16 protein-coding genes are annotated in these 18,623 nt (G+C 27.1%); 14 read left to right on the forward strand and 2 right to left on the reverse strand.

Annotation, left to right across the window (positions count from 1 at the left end; genetic code table 11):
- Positions 1 to 4 precede the first annotated feature (4 nt).
- From J418_RS0108290 to J418_RS0108350, 13 genes are all read left to right on the forward strand, one after another.
- Positions 5 to 1,504: an O-antigen ligase family protein gene (locus tag J418_RS0108290; RefSeq protein WP_017752859.1), complete on the forward strand. Its 1,500-nt coding sequence runs from the start codon at positions 5 to 7 to the stop codon at positions 1,502 to 1,504.
- A 19-nt stretch (positions 1,505 to 1,523) separates the two neighbouring features.
- Positions 1,524 to 2,666 (forward strand): glycosyltransferase, encoded by a 1,143-nt coding sequence (locus tag J418_RS0108295; RefSeq protein WP_017752858.1) that lies wholly within the window; start codon positions 1,524 to 1,526, stop codon positions 2,664 to 2,666.
- 26 nt (positions 2,667 to 2,692) lie between these two features.
- Positions 2,693 to 3,805, forward strand: a complete 1,113-nt coding sequence (locus J418_RS0108300; RefSeq protein WP_023625144.1) for a glycosyltransferase — start codon at positions 2,693 to 2,695, stop codon at positions 3,803 to 3,805.
- Positions 3,806 to 3,821: 16 nt separating this feature from the next.
- Entirely contained in the window at positions 3,822 to 4,913 is a 1,092-nt protein-coding gene (locus J418_RS0108305; RefSeq protein WP_017752856.1) for a glycosyltransferase, read from the forward strand.
- Positions 4,914 to 4,933: 20 nt separating this feature from the next.
- The gene (gene wecB / locus J418_RS0108310; protein WP_017752855.1) at positions 4,934 to 6,001 is read left to right on the forward strand and encodes a non-hydrolyzing UDP-N-acetylglucosamine 2-epimerase; all 1,068 of its coding nucleotides are present in this window, start codon (positions 4,934 to 4,936) and stop codon (positions 5,999 to 6,001) included.
- A 9-nt stretch (positions 6,002 to 6,010) separates the two neighbouring features.
- Positions 6,011 to 7,231, forward strand: coding sequence for a glycosyltransferase family 4 protein (locus J418_RS0108315; protein ID WP_017752854.1), 1,221 nt, complete (start codon positions 6,011 to 6,013; stop codon positions 7,229 to 7,231).
- Between the two features lie 40 nt (positions 7,232 to 7,271).
- The gene (locus J418_RS0108320; protein ID WP_017752853.1) at positions 7,272 to 8,531 is read left to right on the forward strand and encodes an oligosaccharide flippase family protein; all 1,260 of its coding nucleotides are present in this window, start codon (positions 7,272 to 7,274) and stop codon (positions 8,529 to 8,531) included.
- A gap of 63 nt (positions 8,532 to 8,594) precedes the next feature.
- On the forward strand, positions 8,595 to 9,854 hold the full coding sequence (locus J418_RS0108325; protein WP_017752852.1) for an O-antigen ligase family protein: 1,260 nt from the start codon (positions 8,595 to 8,597) through the stop codon (positions 9,852 to 9,854).
- Positions 9,855 to 9,869: 15 nt separating this feature from the next.
- Entirely contained in the window at positions 9,870 to 10,976 is a 1,107-nt protein-coding gene (locus tag J418_RS0108330; RefSeq protein WP_017895350.1) for a glycosyltransferase family 4 protein, read from the forward strand.
- On the forward strand, positions 10,977 to 12,530 hold the full coding sequence (gene murJ, locus J418_RS0108335; RefSeq protein WP_017895351.1) for a murein biosynthesis integral membrane protein MurJ: 1,554 nt from the start codon (positions 10,977 to 10,979) through the stop codon (positions 12,528 to 12,530).
- A gap of 38 nt (positions 12,531 to 12,568) precedes the next feature.
- Positions 12,569 to 13,540, forward strand: a complete 972-nt coding sequence (locus tag J418_RS0108340; protein ID WP_035123856.1) for an acyltransferase — start codon at positions 12,569 to 12,571, stop codon at positions 13,538 to 13,540.
- Between the two features lie 32 nt (positions 13,541 to 13,572).
- Complete coding sequence (locus tag J418_RS0108345) at positions 13,573 to 14,226, forward strand: sugar transferase (RefSeq protein ID WP_017895353.1); 654 nt, start codon at positions 13,573 to 13,575, stop codon at positions 14,224 to 14,226.
- A gap of 15 nt (positions 14,227 to 14,241) precedes the next feature.
- Entirely contained in the window at positions 14,242 to 14,955 is a 714-nt protein-coding gene (locus J418_RS0108350) for a WecB/TagA/CpsF family glycosyltransferase (RefSeq protein WP_023625145.1), read from the forward strand.
- Positions 14,956 to 14,984: 29 nt separating this feature from the next.
- On the opposite strand, the gene J418_RS0108355 is transcribed toward J418_RS0108350, so the two are convergent.
- Positions 14,985 to 15,398, reverse strand: a complete 414-nt coding sequence (locus tag J418_RS0108355; RefSeq protein WP_017752846.1) for an RrF2 family transcriptional regulator — start codon at positions 15,396 to 15,398, stop codon at positions 14,985 to 14,987.
- A gap of 173 nt (positions 15,399 to 15,571) precedes the next feature.
- On the reverse strand, positions 15,572 to 16,414 hold the full coding sequence (gene pdaA / locus J418_RS0108360) for a delta-lactam-biosynthetic de-N-acetylase (RefSeq protein ID WP_017895355.1): 843 nt from the start codon (positions 16,412 to 16,414) through the stop codon (positions 15,572 to 15,574).
- 103 nt (positions 16,415 to 16,517) lie between these two features.
- Between pdaA and J418_RS0108365 the strand changes: the two genes are divergently transcribed.
- Positions 16,518 to 18,224, forward strand: a complete 1,707-nt coding sequence (locus tag J418_RS0108365; RefSeq protein ID WP_017895356.1) for an Eco57I restriction-modification methylase domain-containing protein — start codon at positions 16,518 to 16,520, stop codon at positions 18,222 to 18,224.
- Positions 18,225 to 18,623: the final 399 nt, after the last annotated feature.

Below are 18,623 nucleotides of genomic sequence, written 5' to 3' on the forward strand. Positions count from 1 at the left end.
GGTAATGGATATAAGCGTCAAAAATCAAAATAAAATTATATATTTAATAATTATTTTAAGTTTAATAGCTAACTATTTTATGTTTCCAAGCTTGATTGTAGTTCAAATATTTGCAGCTTTCTATGTTACCGTAATTTATAAAAAATTTATAGGAAGTAAACGGAATTTTATATATTTTTCCACACTTCTATTTGCTATTATAAATTTTTCATTGAAAGTACCGATAGGAAGTAGATATGATGTATATTATTTCTACATAACCTTATTTATATATATAGTATTTTTATTGCGCAATTTTATAAAACATTGTATTAAAGATGGTTTTAAAAATATTAAATATAATAAATATTTGATTTTTATAATTATATTTATTGTATATATGCTGTTTAGTGTTCTAATCGCACAAGATAAAAAGCTTGCAGTTAAATATGTATTTAACTTTTTTATTATGTTTTCTCTTTTGGTAATGATATTTTGGGAGAATAGGTCTAAAGATATCATGTGTAGGACTTTAAGCCTTTTACAGTACATATATATGGGAATATTGTTCCTTGGAGTATTGGAAATGTTCGGCATAAGATATGGAGTAAGAAATCATTTTGAGGAATGGGACCCTATATCAACTCAAATAAGCTATGTCAAAAAAATACCAGTTGTATTTTTTTATAATCCTAATAATTATGCAGTATTTTTAGTTATGGCCATGACTATCCTTATAGTTGCCTGGTTATTTACTAAAAATAAGTTTAAAAAGAGATTATATATAGTCTTATATTTTATAAGTCAAATTAATTTAATATTTACAAGGTCTAGGACATCATGGATTACTATATTTGCAGTAATAATATTCATGATATTATTCTATTGTCTATCTAAAAATAAAGACAAATTTAACATAATAAAACTAGTATCTACAGCTGTTGTAACTCTCGGGATATTTGTAGGAATTTCTTTTATTCCCAATATGCAGCCTTTTTATGGTAAAATAACCGGTTCTACACTTTTAAGCAAATTGAACATAGCCAATTATAAATATCAACCCGATTTAGAAGATCAAAAATTACTTGAATTAGGTAAAAAGGGATCAGATAATGAAAGGTATACACTTATGTACGATGTAGTACATGGCGTAATATCAGAAAAACATTATTTGGGATTTGGAGCTGGGAATATAGAAAAATATGTAGAAAAGATGAATAATACATTTGGAGTTCTTAATGTACATAGCTTTTGGGTTGAAATGCTAGGTGATTTTGGTATAGCAATATTTTTGTACATTATATATATATACATAAGTATGATTAGAGATGGTCTAAAAGCATATTATTATGAACAAGTGAAGTATAAAAAATACTTTATAATGTTCTCTGCAAATTTATTTGGCATTATATTCTTGTGCTTTGGTCCTAGTACAATCATGTGGTATCCTCCATTTTGGATTTCTATGGGAATGTCTTTAGCTCTTATAGTAGGAAAAAGTAAAAGATTTGTGGAAAATAATTAGTAGTTGAGGTGTTATTATATTGAAAATTTTAGTATTGGCTAGTTGGTATCCTGATGATTCAAATCATGTAAGCGGAGTATTTATAAAAGAGCAAGTTAGAGCCTTGAAAAAAGTAGGGGTTACTCCAATTGTATTCTATCCTTATGACAAAAGCTCAGATAATGGTAGATATAGAAAAACTATTGAAGAAGGAGTTATTGTTTATAGAGCTAATACGGATTATTTAAAAAATGCTAAAATATCAAGATTGTATAGCATAATAAAGTCAGCTAAGATATTAAATAAAATATTGAATGAAAACAGCATAAGTTTAATACACTGTCATGTATGTTATACTGCAGGTTTTATAGCATATGCATATAGTAAATTTTTCAACAATATACCATATATAATAACTGAACACTCTTCAAAAGTTGAAGAATTCTCGAATAAGATTTATAATAAAATTTTATTTTATTTATCTTATAAAAAGGCCAAATATGTAATTACAGTGAGTACATATCTGGCAAAGGAACTTTCTGATTTGAAATTTAAATTTAAGAGTAAAGTAATAGGAAATGTAGTGGATACATCTTCATATAATATAAAATTTATAAATAATAAACACGGAAAACATTGGAACTTATTATTTGTTGGATTAATGCCTGATAGTGAAGTGAAGGGGTTGCAATACTTTATACCAGCACTTGCTGATTTTATATCTAAAAATCCCAGCTGTGATATAACTTTTAATATAGTAGGTGATGGGTGTAAAAGAAAAGAATACGAAAAAACGTGTAAAGAATTGGGCATATATGATAAGTGTAATTTTTATGGTAAAGTGGATAAATTAGAAATACCTAAATTAATAGAAAAAAATGATTTTTTGATATTGCCGAGCGTGAAGGAAACTTTTGGAAGCGTATTAATAGAATCCATGGCTGGTGGTAAGCCTGTGCTTGCTACTAAATGTGGAGGACCACAAGATTTTGTAAACAAAAAAGTTGGAATACTGGTTGAACCTGGTAACAAGGAACAATTAGAACTTGGAATAAAAAATATGATTGACAACTATGATAATTTTGATTTTCAATATATAAGAAATTATGCTAAGGATAATTTTAATTATGATTCAATTGGAAAAAAACTTAAAGAGCTATATATTAGTATTCTTTCAAGTTGATACTCAAGTAATTGTTGAAAGGATGGATTGTATTGCCAAATTGTATATTTCATATACCATTTAAAATAGATGAAGATTGGCCATCAGCATCTCAAATCAGACCCATAAGAATGTTAAATGCTTTTAAAAGTATTGGATATAATGTAGACATAGTTATGGGATATGGGAAGGAACGGAAAAATAATATACAGAAAATAAAAGATAAAATTAGAAGTGGGGTAAAATATGATTTTATGTATTCAGAAAGTTCTACAGAACCTACATTATTAACTGAAAAAAATCATATTCCTAAATTTCTATTTTTAGATTTTGGATTTTTTAATTTTTGTAGAAATAATGGAATAAATATAGGATTATTTTATAGAGATGTGTATTGGAAGTTTGACGAATATAAACTAACAGTATCTTTTATAAAAAGAATTATCGCATGTATGTTTTATAAGTATGATTTATTTAGATATAAACGACTTTTAAATACTTTATATCTTCCATCACTAAAGATGTATGATTATGTGCCTATGGATTTTAAAGGAAAAGTAGAAGAACTGCCTCCTGCTGCAGAAAAAGATAAAATATGTTTAGATAATCATAATGTCTTAATTGAGAAAAGAAAAAATTTAAATATATTTTATGTAGGTGGATTAAATTATCTTTACAATTTAGAGTATTTGTTTGATGTAGTAAGTGAAAATAAAAATTTAAATCTGACTGTTTGCTGTAGGGAGAAAGAGTGGACAGCAGAAAAAGGAAAATATGAAAAGTATCTCAATGACAGAATAAAGGTAATACACGAATCAGGGGATGGATTAATTCCATATTTTAAACAAGCAGATTTATTTAGTATATTTGTAGAACCTCAAGAGTATAGAGAATTTGCAATGCCAGTTAAATTATTTGATTATCTAACTTATGGTAAACCTATAATTGCTACAAGTGGAACAGGAGTAGGTGAATTTATAGATAAAAATAATGTGGGATGGTCTGTAGGTTATTCAAAAGAGGAACTTAGAAAAAAGTTGATGTATATAATTGAGAACCCCAAGGTATATATAGAAAAAGTAAATAGCATAAAAAATATTATACAGGATAATACATGGGAAGCAAGGGCAAGGAAGGTTATGAATGATTTAAAAAAATGATTTTGGAGGAATATATATGAAAATATGTTATTTGTCCGATGCCAATAGCATACATACTAAAAAATTTTGTGACTTTTTTAAAAATAAAGGATATGATGTATCCGTTATATCTTTAAATGATGGCTATATAGATGGTATTCCCGTATATAATTTGAATTATGATATGAATGAGGTAAAAAAAGATAGTTCTACTAGAAAATTAAAATATATACTTTCGTTTAAAAAGATAAGTGGAATTATAGATAAAATAAAACCGGATTTAATTCATGCACATTATGCAACCAGTTACGGATTATTAGCAGCACTGTCTAAATTCCATCCTTTTATACTATCTGTTTGGGGAAGTGATGTATTTGATTTCCCAAATTCAGGAATACTGAATAAAATGATGCTGAAATATAATTTGAAAAAAGCAGATAAAGTGCTTTCCACAAGTAAAGTTATGGCAGAAGAAACTAGAAAATATACAGATAAGAAAATAGAGATTACCCCATTTGGAGTGGATTTAAATATATTGAAACCATATGAAAATAAATATGATCATAGAGATACTATAACTATAGGTACTATAAAGACACTTGAAGAGAAATATGGTATAGAATATTTAATAAGGGGTTTTGCCAAAGTAAGTTTTAAATATCCAGGTATAAATTTAAAATTGGAAATAGGTGGCAGAGGATCTCAGAGAGAGTATCTTGAAAATCTAACTGAAAAATTGGGAATACATAATAAGGTTGAATTCCTTGGATTCTTAAATAGGCAGCAGGTTGTAGAAGTTTTTAATAGATTTGATATAGCTGTTTTCCCGTCTATCTTAGATAGTGAAAGCTTTGGAGTAGCAGCAGTAGAAGCTCAAGCTTGCGGTACGCCTGTTATAGTTTCCAATGTAGGAGGTCTCCCTGAAGCAACATCTCCGGATGTATCAAGTATTCTAGTAAGAAAAGAGAATAGTGATGATATACAGAATGCACTGGAAAAATTAATTTTAAACAAAGATTTGAGAATATCAATGGGCAAGAGTGCAAGAAGGTTTGTAGAAGATAATTTTAATATAAAAGATAATTTTAATAAAGTGGATAGAATATATAAAGAAATAATAAATGTATAATTTATGTTGGTGGTGAAATTATGAAAATATTAACTGTAGTTGGAGCAAGACCTCAATTTATAAAAGCAGCAGCAGTATCTAATGTTATAAGAGATGAATTTAATGAAGTGTTAATTCATACAGGACAACATTATGACGAAAATATGTCAAAAATATTTTTTGATGAACTTAATATACCTAAACCAGATTATAATCTTGGAATAGGATCTGGAAATCATGGTAAACAAACGGGTACCATGTTAATAGAACTTGAAAAAATATATTTGCAGGAAAAGCCTGATTTGGTATTAGTATACGGTGATACGAATTCAACATTGGCAGGAGCTCTTGCAGCAAGCAAATTATTAATACCTGTAGCTCATGTAGAGGCAGGTCTTAGAAGTTTTAATATGAAGATGCCAGAAGAACAGAATAGGATATTGACAGATCATATATCCTCAGTATTATTTCCACCTACGAAAACTGGTGTATATAATTTAAAAAATGAAGGTATAAAAGAGCATGTATATAATGTAGGTGACGTAATGTTTGATGCTGTAATAGATTTTAAAAAGTTAGCTATGGAGAAATCAAATATAATTGACAGACTAAATTTATATAATGGTAAATACATTTTGACAACTATACATAGGGCTGAAAATACCAATGACATACATAGATTAGAAAATATTGTATCAGCTTTAAATGATAGTGGCAAGGAAATAGTGCTTCCACTTCACCCTAGAACTAGAAAATATATAGATGATTATGGATTAACATTCAGTGATAAAATAAAATTAATTGAACCTGTAGGATATTTAGACATGATAAGTCTTGAAATGTATTCTGAGAAAATTGTTACAGATAGTGGAGGAGTTCAGAAAGAAGCATTTTTTATGAAAAAGCCATGCATAACTATGAGAGATGAAACTGAATGGGTTGAAACTGTAGAAAATGGATGGAATATTATTGTGGGAACCAATGAAAATAATATTTTAAATGCTATAGTAGAATTTACTCCAGAAAGAAAACAGGAAGATATATTCGGTGATGGAAAAGCTGGAAAAAAGATATTAGATATATTAAAGAAGGAAATATATAATAAGTAAGGTGAAAAAATGAAAATATTATTTTTAACTCAGTATTGTCCTCCTGAAGTTGGAGCACCACAGAATAGAATTTTTGAGTTTGCAAAACGTCTAAAAAAATTTGGACATGAGATTACAATTCTTACGGCTATGCCAAACTATCCCAAGGGAGAAATATTTGATAAATATAAGGGAAAAAAGCTTGTAATAGAAGAAATTGACGATATAAGAATAATAAGAACCAGTATATATGCCACAAAAGAAAAAGGTTTTATAAAAAGACTCAGGAATTATCTTTCCTTTACATTTTCTTCTGTAATTACTGGAGTGAAACATGTTGGACATCAGGATGTAATTATAACTGAGTCACCTCCTCTTTTTTTAGGTTGGTCAGGGTATGTAATATCTAAAAAAATAAAGGCAAAATTTGTTTTTAATATATCTGATTTGTGGCCTGAATCAGCGGTTAAATTAGGTATGCTTCATAATAAACTTTTAATAAAGGCATCTACCTGGCTAGAAGAATTTTGTTATAGAAAAGCAGATGTAATTACGGGTCAGACAAAAGGAATTGTCAACAATATAATCATGAGAGGATTTGACAGCAATAAAGTTCATCTTATAACTAATGGTGTAGATACTGAATTTTTCAAGAAAGAAAACAGGGATGAAGAATTCAGAAAAAAAATAGGAATAGAAAATAAATTTGCAGCATGTTATGGTGGAATACACGGATTGGCACAAGGCCTTGAAGTTATTATAAATGCAGCTGAAATTTTAAAAAATCATGATAATATACAATTTGTTTTTGTTGGTGATGGACCTGAAAAAGAAAAACTTAAGAATATGGTAAAAGAAAAAGAACTTAGCAATGTTACTTTTATTCCGGTGCAACCCAAGAAAAACATGCCTAAGATAATTGCTTCCATGGATGCTTCAATTATACCATTAAAAAAACTGGATTTATTTAAAGGGGCTCTCCCATCTAAGATGTTTGAAGCACTAGCTACAGAGCTTCCAATTATTCTATCCGTAGAAGGAGAAGCTGCAAATCTCATAAATGCGGCTAAAGCGGGAATAGTAGTTGAGCCAGAAAATTCTGAAGAGATGGCTGGTGCAGTTTTAAAATTGTCTGAAGATAAAGAATTAAGGGCTTCATTTGGAACCAATGGAAGAGAGTATGTTACTGAAAATTATTCTAGAGATAAAATAACTAGAAATCTAGAAAATATACTTAAGGATATTTTATAAAAAGTTAAAATTATGTGTCTTAAAATCTGAGGAGGCTATTATGCAGGATACACATACCATTAAGGCAGCTTTAAAAAAAGGCCTTGTTCAAATATTTAGTGCAAATTTTATAAATAAAATAATACAATTTGGTATAGTAATGCTTTTAACTAGAATATTATCAGTAAATCTTTATGGTAAATTTGTATATGCCCAAAGTATATTAAATATGTTTCTATTGCTGGAGGGACTTGGAATGGTATCAGGGTCACTTCAATACTGCAGTATGGAAAATATAGAAGAAAAAAGGCTTTCCTATTTTAAATATGCAATTAAAATAGGAGGAATGTTCAATCTTATTATAGCTGTTTGTATTATAATATATACTACTTTTTTTAAACTACCTGTTGAAGGCAGTACTCAGATATTATTTTACATGTCTTTAATGCCTCTTTTAACTATATTTTTTAATGAAATTCAAGTATTACTTAGATCGGAATTTAGAAATAATGAATTTTCTTCTCTTACAGTTATAAATACTTTATTATATTTTATGGGAAATATTGTACTTGGAAGATATTTTAGTATAAAAGGTATAATTATAGGAAGATATATATCGTATATTATATCAATTTTAATTGGAATATATATGATAAGAAATGGATTAAAAAAGCTTGTAAAAATAGACTATCCAAAATTAAAAGAGAAAAAAGATTTTTTGAAGTATTCAGTGGTTTGCTGTTTTACTAATGCAATGTCGCAAATACTATATATGATGGATACTTTCTTTGTAGGAATTATAATAAAGGATAGTTCAGTTGTAGCTTCTTATAGTGCTGCTGCTCAAATACCATTTAATCTTACATTTATTCCCATGTCAATAATGATATTTGCCTATCCATACTTTGCTAGGCACTGGAATGATAAAAAATGGATTAAAGATAAATATAAAATGCTTATTAAATATTTATTTATTTTTAATTTAATAATAACTATTATACTTATAGTATTTGCACCTTATATTATAAATATTGTATTTACTAGAAAATATTCTGATGCAGTTACTAATTTTAGAATATTATCTATAGGGTATCTTGTAGCAGGAACTTTTAGAACACCATCAGGAAATATACTTGCAAGTATGAAGTTGGTAAAAGTGAATTTTTATAATTCGATGATAACGGGTATAGCTAATATATTATTAAATGTAATTCTTATAAATAGACTGGGATCTTTAGGTGCATCTTTAGCTACAGTTTCAGTATATATCATATCATCAATTTTATATAATATATATTTAAGACGTTATATTAATAATTGAATTATATATGAAATTGGAAGAATATTTTAAATTTAAAATAAGTAGTCTGGAGGAATAAATTAAATGGCAATTTATGATCTGATATTATATTTATCAATTTATCTCTATATAATTATTATGCCTCTTATATATAGTAAGTATAAGTTTATGAATATTTCTTTTAATGGGGATATATGGCTTGTAATAGTAGTTATTATATATCTAGTTGGACTTGTGTTTTTTAAAGATACTAGAAGAAGGTTTACACTGGGAATAAAAGAATTTTTTACTAACTATTTAAGTCTTTCAATATTGGCACTTATAATTATAATGTTAATATCCTTTATATATGCTGAAGATATAACATCATCCATAAGTTCAACTAGTAGATTTATAAGTTATATTGTAATATATTTTATAATACTATGCGAAGGAAGTAAAAGAAAATTTTTGAAAGGTATCTTATTAAGCTATATATGTGTTTCTCTTATAATAGGTGTGGTAGGAATATTTGACTATATAAATGGAATTGGCATTGTTCAAGCTGGAGAGGGAGTACAAAGGATTAGAATTGCCTCTACTTTAGAAAATTCTAATAATCTGGGAGCTTATTTTATTTTGATTATATTTCCAACAATAATGCTTGCTATTAAGAAAACAGATAAAAAGAAAAAAATATTTTATATAATAAGCACTTGCATATTTCTAGCAAATATAGTATTTAGTTTTTCAAGAAATGCATGGATTGCTTTTATTATTGGGTGCATAATTTTTGGAGTTATATACAGCTTGAAATTTTTGTTCGTTTTAATTCCTATTGTGGGAATTAGTTCTTTTATACCACAAATACGTGATAGATTAAAGGAAATAACAGATATAGGTCAGAATACTTCTAGAATTAAGATATGGGATGTAGCCATTATGATAATAAAGGATCATACAATTAAAGGAGTAGGAAATGGAAATTTTGAAGAAGCAGCTGCCAGGTATATGTACCAGCGGCCTGGATTAAAAACTAGCAATTTTGTTCCTAAACATCCCCATAATATTTTTTTGGAAATGCAGAGTGAAATAGGAATTTTTGGATCTGCAGCTTTTATAGCAATTATAATTTCAATTATAATTAAGCTTGTATATTTCGTTAAAAATGTTAGAGATAAATTTTATTCAGCTTTTTATAAAGGTTTTTTTGTATCTTTTATAGTATTTTTGATAATGAATTTACTTGATGATTTCTTTTCAGCACCAAAAGTAATAGTATTTTTTTGGATTATTATAGCAGTGCTGCAGGCATATGAAATAGAATGTGATGACAATCCTGTTGAAATAAAAAATATATTTTAAATTGGTGGTTATAACATGAATATAGTACAGATTATATCTGGAAATGATAATGGTGGGGGCGCCAGACATGTTTTAAATATTTGCAGTAATAATATTTTTGATATGAAAAGTTCTATTGTAACTATAGGAAAAGGTTTTTTATATGACGTTGCTATTAAAAACAACATAGAAGTAGTCAATTTTGCATATAAAGATATTTTAGGTGAAAAATTTTTAAATTACTTAAAGCGCAATGATATAGATATATTAAATTTTCATGGAGCTAAATCAAATTTTTTATATTCTGTAATAAATAGAAAATTGAATATTCCCTGTGCTGTTACAGTACATAGTGATTACAGATATGATTTCTTAAACAACAAGTTAAAAAAGTACATATATACACCTTTAAGCATTAGAGGACTTAAAAAATTTGATAATTATATATGTGTATCAAATTATCTTAAAAATTTATTGGATAAAAGCAATTTTACAGGCAATAAATATGTGGTGAATAATGGAATAAATTTCAATTCTCCCAAGATAGTATTGGCAAGGGATGACTTGAGGATGGAATTTAATATAAATAAAGATGATTTTGTATATGTAATGGTGGCTAGAATGCATCCTATTAAAAATCATGATACACTTATAAGAGCTTTCTATATGCTGCAAGATCAATTCTCAGATACTAAATTGCTTCTGGTTGGAGACGGAGAATTGGAAGAAAGTTTAAAACATATGGTAGAAGATTTAAAGATGAAGGATAAAGTTATATTTACAGGTTTTAAAAATAATGTACTGGACTTCATAAATGCCTCGGACATAAGCATACTTACTTCATTTAATGAAGGAGGAGCTCCTCCACTTGTGGTACTTGAAAGTGCTCTGTTAAAAAAGACTGTTATATGCTCTGATGTAGGCGATATGAATTTAATTGTTAATAGCAAGAATGGATATTTAATAAATCCAAAAGACAAAAAAGATATATACAATAAAATGGAAAAAGCTTATTTAAATAGAGATAAACTAGGTGTTGTAGGAGATAATTTCTATAGGGATATGTTAAATGGATTTTCAATGAAAAAATTCTGGGAAAACTATTACAAAACATATTTACATATTTTGGGTGGAGTGAAGTAAATGGGAAAGAAGACATTAATGAAAAGTTCCCTATTGGTTATGATTCTTATAATTGGGGGAAAGGTACTGGCTCTTTTAAGAGATTCTTTAATAGCTTCACAATTTGGAGCTACATATGTTACCGATATATATAATTTTGCAATAGGCATAGTATATCTTTTAACTACTATAAGTTATGGTCTTACAACTACATTTATACCATTGAATACAGAATACATAGAAAGTGGAAATATAAAAAAGAGAAATAGATTTGTAAATAACATTATAAGCATATCTTCTATTGTAACTGTAATTATAACTGTATTACTTGTTGTTTTTACAAAACAGATAATATATATATTTGGTCATAATTTTACCTCTCAAACAGTAATATTCAATACATCTGTTTATGTAACGAGAATAATGTTCTTATCTCTTATATTTGTAACATTGCAGAGTATACTGGCAGGGGCACTTCAGTCACATAAACAATTTTATGAACCTGCAGCCATGGCACTGATGTCAAATATAGTGTATATAATATATCTTGTATTTCTTACAGCAAAATATGGAATAATAGGGTTCGCTGTTGCCACTGTAATAGGATTCTTTGTACAGTTCTTAATAAATGTTCATAAGTATAGAAAGCTTGGATATAAGTATTTCCCAGTATTGAATTTTAAAGATAGTGATACTGTAAAAATGTTTAAATTGATGATTCCAGTAGTTATAAGCACATCAGTAGTTCAATTAAATGTTTTTGTAAATAGGTCATTTGCAATAAATATTTATTTTGGGGCGGCTACTGTACTGGACTACTCAAATAAAATAAATACTTTGGCTTATGAAGTATTTGCCATTGGTATAGCCATGATTGTATATCCAACCTTGTCAGAATTGGCAGTTAAAGGGGACTTAGATAAATACAAAAAGTCATTATCAAGTGCGTTAACTACTATAATAATTATAATGGTTCCAGCAGCAGTTTCTATAGGAATGCTTAGAACGTCTCTTGTAACCTTAATTTTTAGAAGAGGGGCCTTTACTGTAGAGGCTGCAAAGCTGACTTCAAATGCACTCCTATTTTATTGTCCTGCAATGATTGCATATGGTATACGTGACATACTTAATAAAGCCTTTTATTCTTTAAAAGATGTAAAAACACCCATGATAAATAGTTTTTTAGGTATAATTGTAAATATAATTATAAATATATTTATAGTTAAATATATGAAGGTATCAGGGCTTACATTAGCTACTACTATTTCAGCGGTGACAACTACAATTCTCATGTTGTGGAATTTGAACAAAAGAATTAAAGGAATTGATATCTCAAAGATATTTATAAATTTTATCAAAGTCATTGTTGCTTCCGGTATAATGGGTGTTGTCATATTTATTATAAATAGATTATGCAATTATACATTTGCAAGTCCTATGAAGGCAAGCCTGGTTTCAATACTTGCATCATTAGTAATTGGAACTATTGTATATGCTGTATCTTTATATATGGTTAGAATTCGAGAATATTTAAATTTAGTTGCTTTAATAAAAAGTAGAATATTCAATAGATAAAGAAGGTGCTTTTAATTAATAAGGAACGTATTTTGGAAATGGATGTAATTAGGGCTATGGCTATACTTGGGGTAATAGGGATACATATTTCTGCAACTACACTCAGATATAATCCATATCCTACTACGTACAATATTACATTTATATTAAATCAGATATGTAGATTTTCTGTTCCTGCCTTTATATTTATTTCGGGAATGGGTATTACCATATCTTATAATAGAAAAGAAAATTACTTTTATTTTTTATGGAAGAGATGCAAAAAGGTTTTACCACAATATCTTGTATGGTGTTTAATTTACATAATAGCCATAACCAAAAATTATAATATACATCAGAATATAGATTATATTATACATGGAAAGGTGTTTTATCATCTATATTTTATACCGTTGATAATAGAATTATATTTGATATTTCCTATAATTTACAGATTTATAGAAAATATATGGTTTGTAATATTGAGTTTTGGTGTTACTGCAGTTATGATTATATATACATATTATTTTATAAATGTGACTCCTGATATGTGGTTTTTTGACAAGAAGAATTTACTGTATTGGATCTTTTACTTTTGTATTGGTGGATATATAGGGAAACACAAGGATACTATATTACCTAAATTAAAAAATTATAGTTTTATAATTTTTGGATGTCTTATAATTTCCATGTTATATGTTTTAGATTCACTTATTTTTTATAAGGGAATTGGAAAAAATTTAGAATATTTAGTGACTTTTCAAAGACCATCGATTATAATATACAGTACCTTGTTTATATTATTTATATTCAGCTTTAATTGGAAAAATAAATTATTTATGGGTATAATAAAATACATATCCAAAGCATCTTATAGTGTTTATCTATGTCATGCACTAATACTGTATTTGTACACACAATATTATATTTCAAATGGATATTCATTGAATAGTTTACATTTTGAATTAAAAGCGTTTTTAATTACATTTTTTGGAGCTTTAATAATAAATGAATTAAAGAAATTCTTATAAATATATAGAAATTAAATAAGGAGGAGGCTCTCATGAAGGCTGAAGACATAAAAATAGATTCTGATAAAGACATAGGTGGAAAGAAAGTTCAATTTATAATAAAGAGGATAGTTGACTTTATACTTGCTCTTATTGGTTTGATAATTTTAAGTCCGGTGTTTCTCATAATTACATTTTGGATAAAAAAAGATTCTAAAGGACCTGTTATATTTAAGCAAGAAAGAGTGGGGAAGGATGGTTTATATTTTACAATATATAAGTTCAGGACCATGATAGTAGATGCAGAAAAAAAAAGAAAGTTAAATATAGATGCAAAGAATTTAGAAAATTTTGTATTCCAAAGTAAAACTGATAATAGAATTACAAGATCAGGAGCTTTTTTGAGGAAAACAAGCTTAGATGAGATTCCTCAGCTTATGAATGTACTTATTGGAAATATGAGTCTGGTAGGTCCAAGACCTGAAATACCAGATGTAGTAAAAGTTTATCCGGAAGAATATAAACAGAGACTTATGGTAACACCAGGAATAACAGGCTTGGCTCAGATAAGCGGAAGAGGAGAAATTGAACTTGGCAAGACTGTATACTATGATTTAACTTATATAAAGAATTTTTCACTATGGTTGGATATAAAGGTACTTTTTAAAACATTCTCTTCTGTATTTAAAAGTGAAGGAGCTTTTTAAAGTATGAATGAACAAATATTTACGAATATATTGGACTATAAAGTCTTCAATGGAACCAGAAAACAATTTATAAATTATATAGAAAAATTTGAAAAGGTAAATATAATATCGGGTAATCCTGAAGTACTGTATAATGGTCTTGAAAATCCTGTATTATTCAAATATTTTACGAGTAAACATTCCATTATAATACCTGATGGTGTAGGTACTGTTCTAGCATCTAAGATTTTAAAAAATCCTGTAGCTGAAAAGATAGCAGGAATAGATATAATGAAACAGATTATTGAAAAATGTGAGATTGAAAATAAGGCTGTATATTTTCTAGGAGCTGAACAGAATGTACTTGAAAATTGTATAGAAAATTTAAGAAACATCCATAAAAATTTGAATATAGTTGGATCCCATAATGGATTTTTTGATTTGGAAAATTGTAATAATATTATAGAAGATATAAAAGAAAAAAGACCTTATGCTATTTTTGTAGCAATGGGATCACCAAGACAGGATATATTTATAAGCAGGAATATGGAAAAACTTCCATGTAATATATTCATGGGTGTTGGAGGAAGCTTTGATGTTTTTGCAGGGAAGGTAAAGAGAGCTCCAAAGTGGATGGTTAATATCGGAATAGAATGGCTTTATAGAGTAATAAAAGAACCGTGGAGAATAAAAAGATTGATATCAATACCGAAATTTTTAATAAATATTATACAGTACAATAGAAAATAGCATTTTCTATTGTACTGTATAATATTTATCTAAGGAGTTTTTTTTAACAAGCTCCCAAAATTCATTTTTTGTAGATCTTCAATTAGATTGGACTGAATTTTAGATAAAGCACGATGTACTGCACAATAGGAACTATTGTCCATGTTGCAGTTTTCAGGGTCATCAAGACATCTATTTATAAAAATAGGTCCGTCTATGGCTTCAATAACATCTTTTAAAGTAATTTCATCGGGCATGCGATTGAGGGAGTAACCTCCATTGACACCTCTATAGGATTTTATGATTCCATGTCTAGTTAACTTTCTAAGTAATTTCAAAAGAAATCTAAGTGGTATACCTTGATCTTTAGATATAGATTTAGCTTCAATTTTTTCTCCATAACCAAGTTTTGATAGATATAATATAACTCTAAATCCGTAGTCTGTTTCTTGTGTAATTCTCATATTATCTCTCCAAATATAAATTATATTAATAGAGCACAACTAAGATACTATTTAGTTCTTTTATTATGATTAAATAGTATTTTTATATGTCAGTTTAATTATAACTAAATATGGAGATAATATAAAGTAAAATTGTGAAAGTATTTTTATTTTTATAGAATATCTTATTAATATTAAGGTAATTTATCAAGACTTTCTAAGATATAACCAGAGTGCTTCCAATCCTTAATAACTGAATCCAAAATTTCAGAGTTGGTTCTTGAAACTGCGTGTAATAGTATTATAGCTCCATTATGAGTTCTATCAGCTATTTTCTTTTTAGCAGATTCGGGTAAAGGCTGGCTATCCCTATTCCAGTCATTGTAAGCAAAACTCCAGAATACAGTTTTATATCCTAAATTCTTTGTATAGAATAATGATAATTCACTATATTTTCCCATAGGGGGTCTGAAAAATTTAGGCATTTCTTTACCGGTAGCTTCTCTATAAGCATCTTCTGTAATAGTGAATTCTTCTTTGAATTCATCAGGAGTTTTGGCCCTCTGAGCCATAGAAGGGTGCTTGTTTGAATGATTACATACCAAATGACCTTCATTTACCATTCTCTTTATTAGATCCTTATTATCCCTTATATATGGAGTAGTTGCAAAGAAAGCTGCTTTTACATTATTTTGTTTTAATATATCAAGTATCTTACCTGTGTATCCATTCTCATATCCTTCATCAAAAGTTAGATATAATACTTTTTTAGAGGTATCTCCCAAGTAATATCCAGAATATTTTTTTAGAAGAGATATGACATCAGCAGGTTCTTCTGATGGTAATCCATCGTTTTTAGGTTTGAAAAACCAGTTTTTTTCAGTCATATCCAATTTAGAAATATCTAAACCCTTAATAGAATTGGAATCAGGTTTTTCTAGAGTGTTTGAAGCATTTACAGTACAGATATTTATTTGGGAAATAAATATTGTAGAAATTATAAACATTAATAAAAAATGGACAATATTTTTTTTCATTTCTATATCACCTACCATAACTATGATATATTTATGGTATACTATATGGAATAATTTATACTATGAATAGGTTGGAAATATATTGAGGAGAGTATAATAATATATGGATGATTTTTTAAAAAATATATATAAAATATATGAATTTATAAATAAGGAAGTATCTGTATATGAAAAAAATGATTATATAGATATTTTTAAAAGAAGTATGAAAATCAATGTGAAAGACAGGTTTTCCACTAGATACTACAAATATATAAAAGATAGTAAAAGATCAGGAATAGTATATACTCCTAAAAAAATAGCAGATTATATGGTTAAAAATTTAATAGACTCAAGTGAAGTGATTCATAATCCATATATTAAAATACTGGACCCATCATGTGGATGCGGAAATTTAATATTTTCATGTTTTCAGTATTTGAAAGAAATATTTTTAAATAATATTAATGAAATAAATAAAAGATTGAATAAAAAGTTAAATTCAGATGATATAGATTATCATATACTCTACTATAATTTGTTTGGATTTGATATAGATAAAACAGCTATTATTATATTAAAAATAGATTTATTTAGATTAACGGGTATTATAAATAATAAAAATTTCATTGTAAAGGATTTTTTAATGGATGATGTAAAAGGTAAATTCGATTTTATCATAGGAAATCCTCCTTATATAGGACATAAAAATGTGGACAGAAATTATTCCAAGATATTAAAGAAAAAGTATAAAGAGGTATATGAAGATAAGGGAGATGTATCTTACTGCTTTTTCAGCAGGGCATTAAAATGTTTAAATAAAACAGGAAAATTAGGTTTTATAATATCAAGATATTTTTGTGAAGCTTCAAGTGGAAAAAAATTGAGAAAATTTATATTGAATAATGCAAATATAAAATTAATTATAGATTTTTATGGTATAAGGCCTTTTAAGGATATAGGAATAGATCCAATTATAATTTATCTTAAAAATGAAAAAAATTGTAGTGATGAAAATAAAATAAAAATTATAAAACCAAATCATAAAGGAAAATTTACAAGATTTTTTATAAAAAAAGGAGAATTGGATTCAGAAGGATGGGTTATTATAAATGAAACTGAAAGAAAAATGTTAAACAAGATAATACGAAAATGTAAATTTTTACTATCAGATATATGCAATAGTCATCAGGGAATAATAACTGGATGTGATAAGGCTTTTATTTTAGATCGTGAAGTTATTAAAGTAAAACATATAGAAGAAGATATAGTTAAACCATGGATAAAAAGCAGTTATATACATAAATACAAAGTAAATCCTACGGAAAGGTATATTATATATTTAAATAAAGTAGAAGAAGAAAAATATAAAAGTTCAATAAATTATGTAAGTAAATATAAGGATAAATTGGAGAATAGAAGGGAATGTAGGGCTGGAAGGAGAGAGTGGTATGAAATTCAATGGGCAAGAAAACCGGAAATATTTGAAAATGAAAAAATTGTCTTTCCATATAAAGCTTCTCATAATAGATTTGCACTTGATAGGGGAAGTTATTTCAGTGCGGATGTGTATTGCCTAACATTAAAGAAACAGGGTATTTTTAATTATGAAATGCTATTGTATATATTAAATAGCTCCATCTATGAATTTTATATTAAGAGTTTTGCTAAAAAATTGGGAGAAAATTTATATGAATATTATCCTAATAAACTTATGAAATTGAAAATTCCATATATTGATTATGCACATATTAAAGATACAGAATATTTATATGAATTTTTTGGGTTTAATAAAAGGGAGATAAACATATTGGAAAATAAATGTAAGTAATACAAGTTAAATGTGTTTAAAAATATATTATATGGTAAAAATATATTATAAATAAAAAATAAATTTATAAAAATAGAGGAAAATTATTCCATACAGCGAATATTATCTTAGAGTATCTAATTTTATATTATGGACATTTTTATGTATGAAATTGAAATTTCAAATACTTTAATAAAACCTAATGGTTTTTTAAACTTTACAAAGGAGAGGGGGTAAGAACGTCTGACTCGGACTGTGTAGATAATTGCACATACTAGAACTTATATAAATTTATTTATATAAATTTTAGACATATGGAAATATGCCATTATTACTATATGTAAAATTAAAGTTAAGCAGTAGCTTAACGCTAATACCATATATGGCATTTTATATATTAAACTATGGTTTTAGTAGAGT

Origin of the sequence: Clostridium tyrobutyricum DSM 2637 = ATCC 25755 = JCM 11008 (genome assembly GCF_000359585.1) — a bacterium.
GTDB lineage: Bacteria > Bacillota > Clostridia > Clostridiales > Clostridiaceae > Clostridium_B > Clostridium_B tyrobutyricum.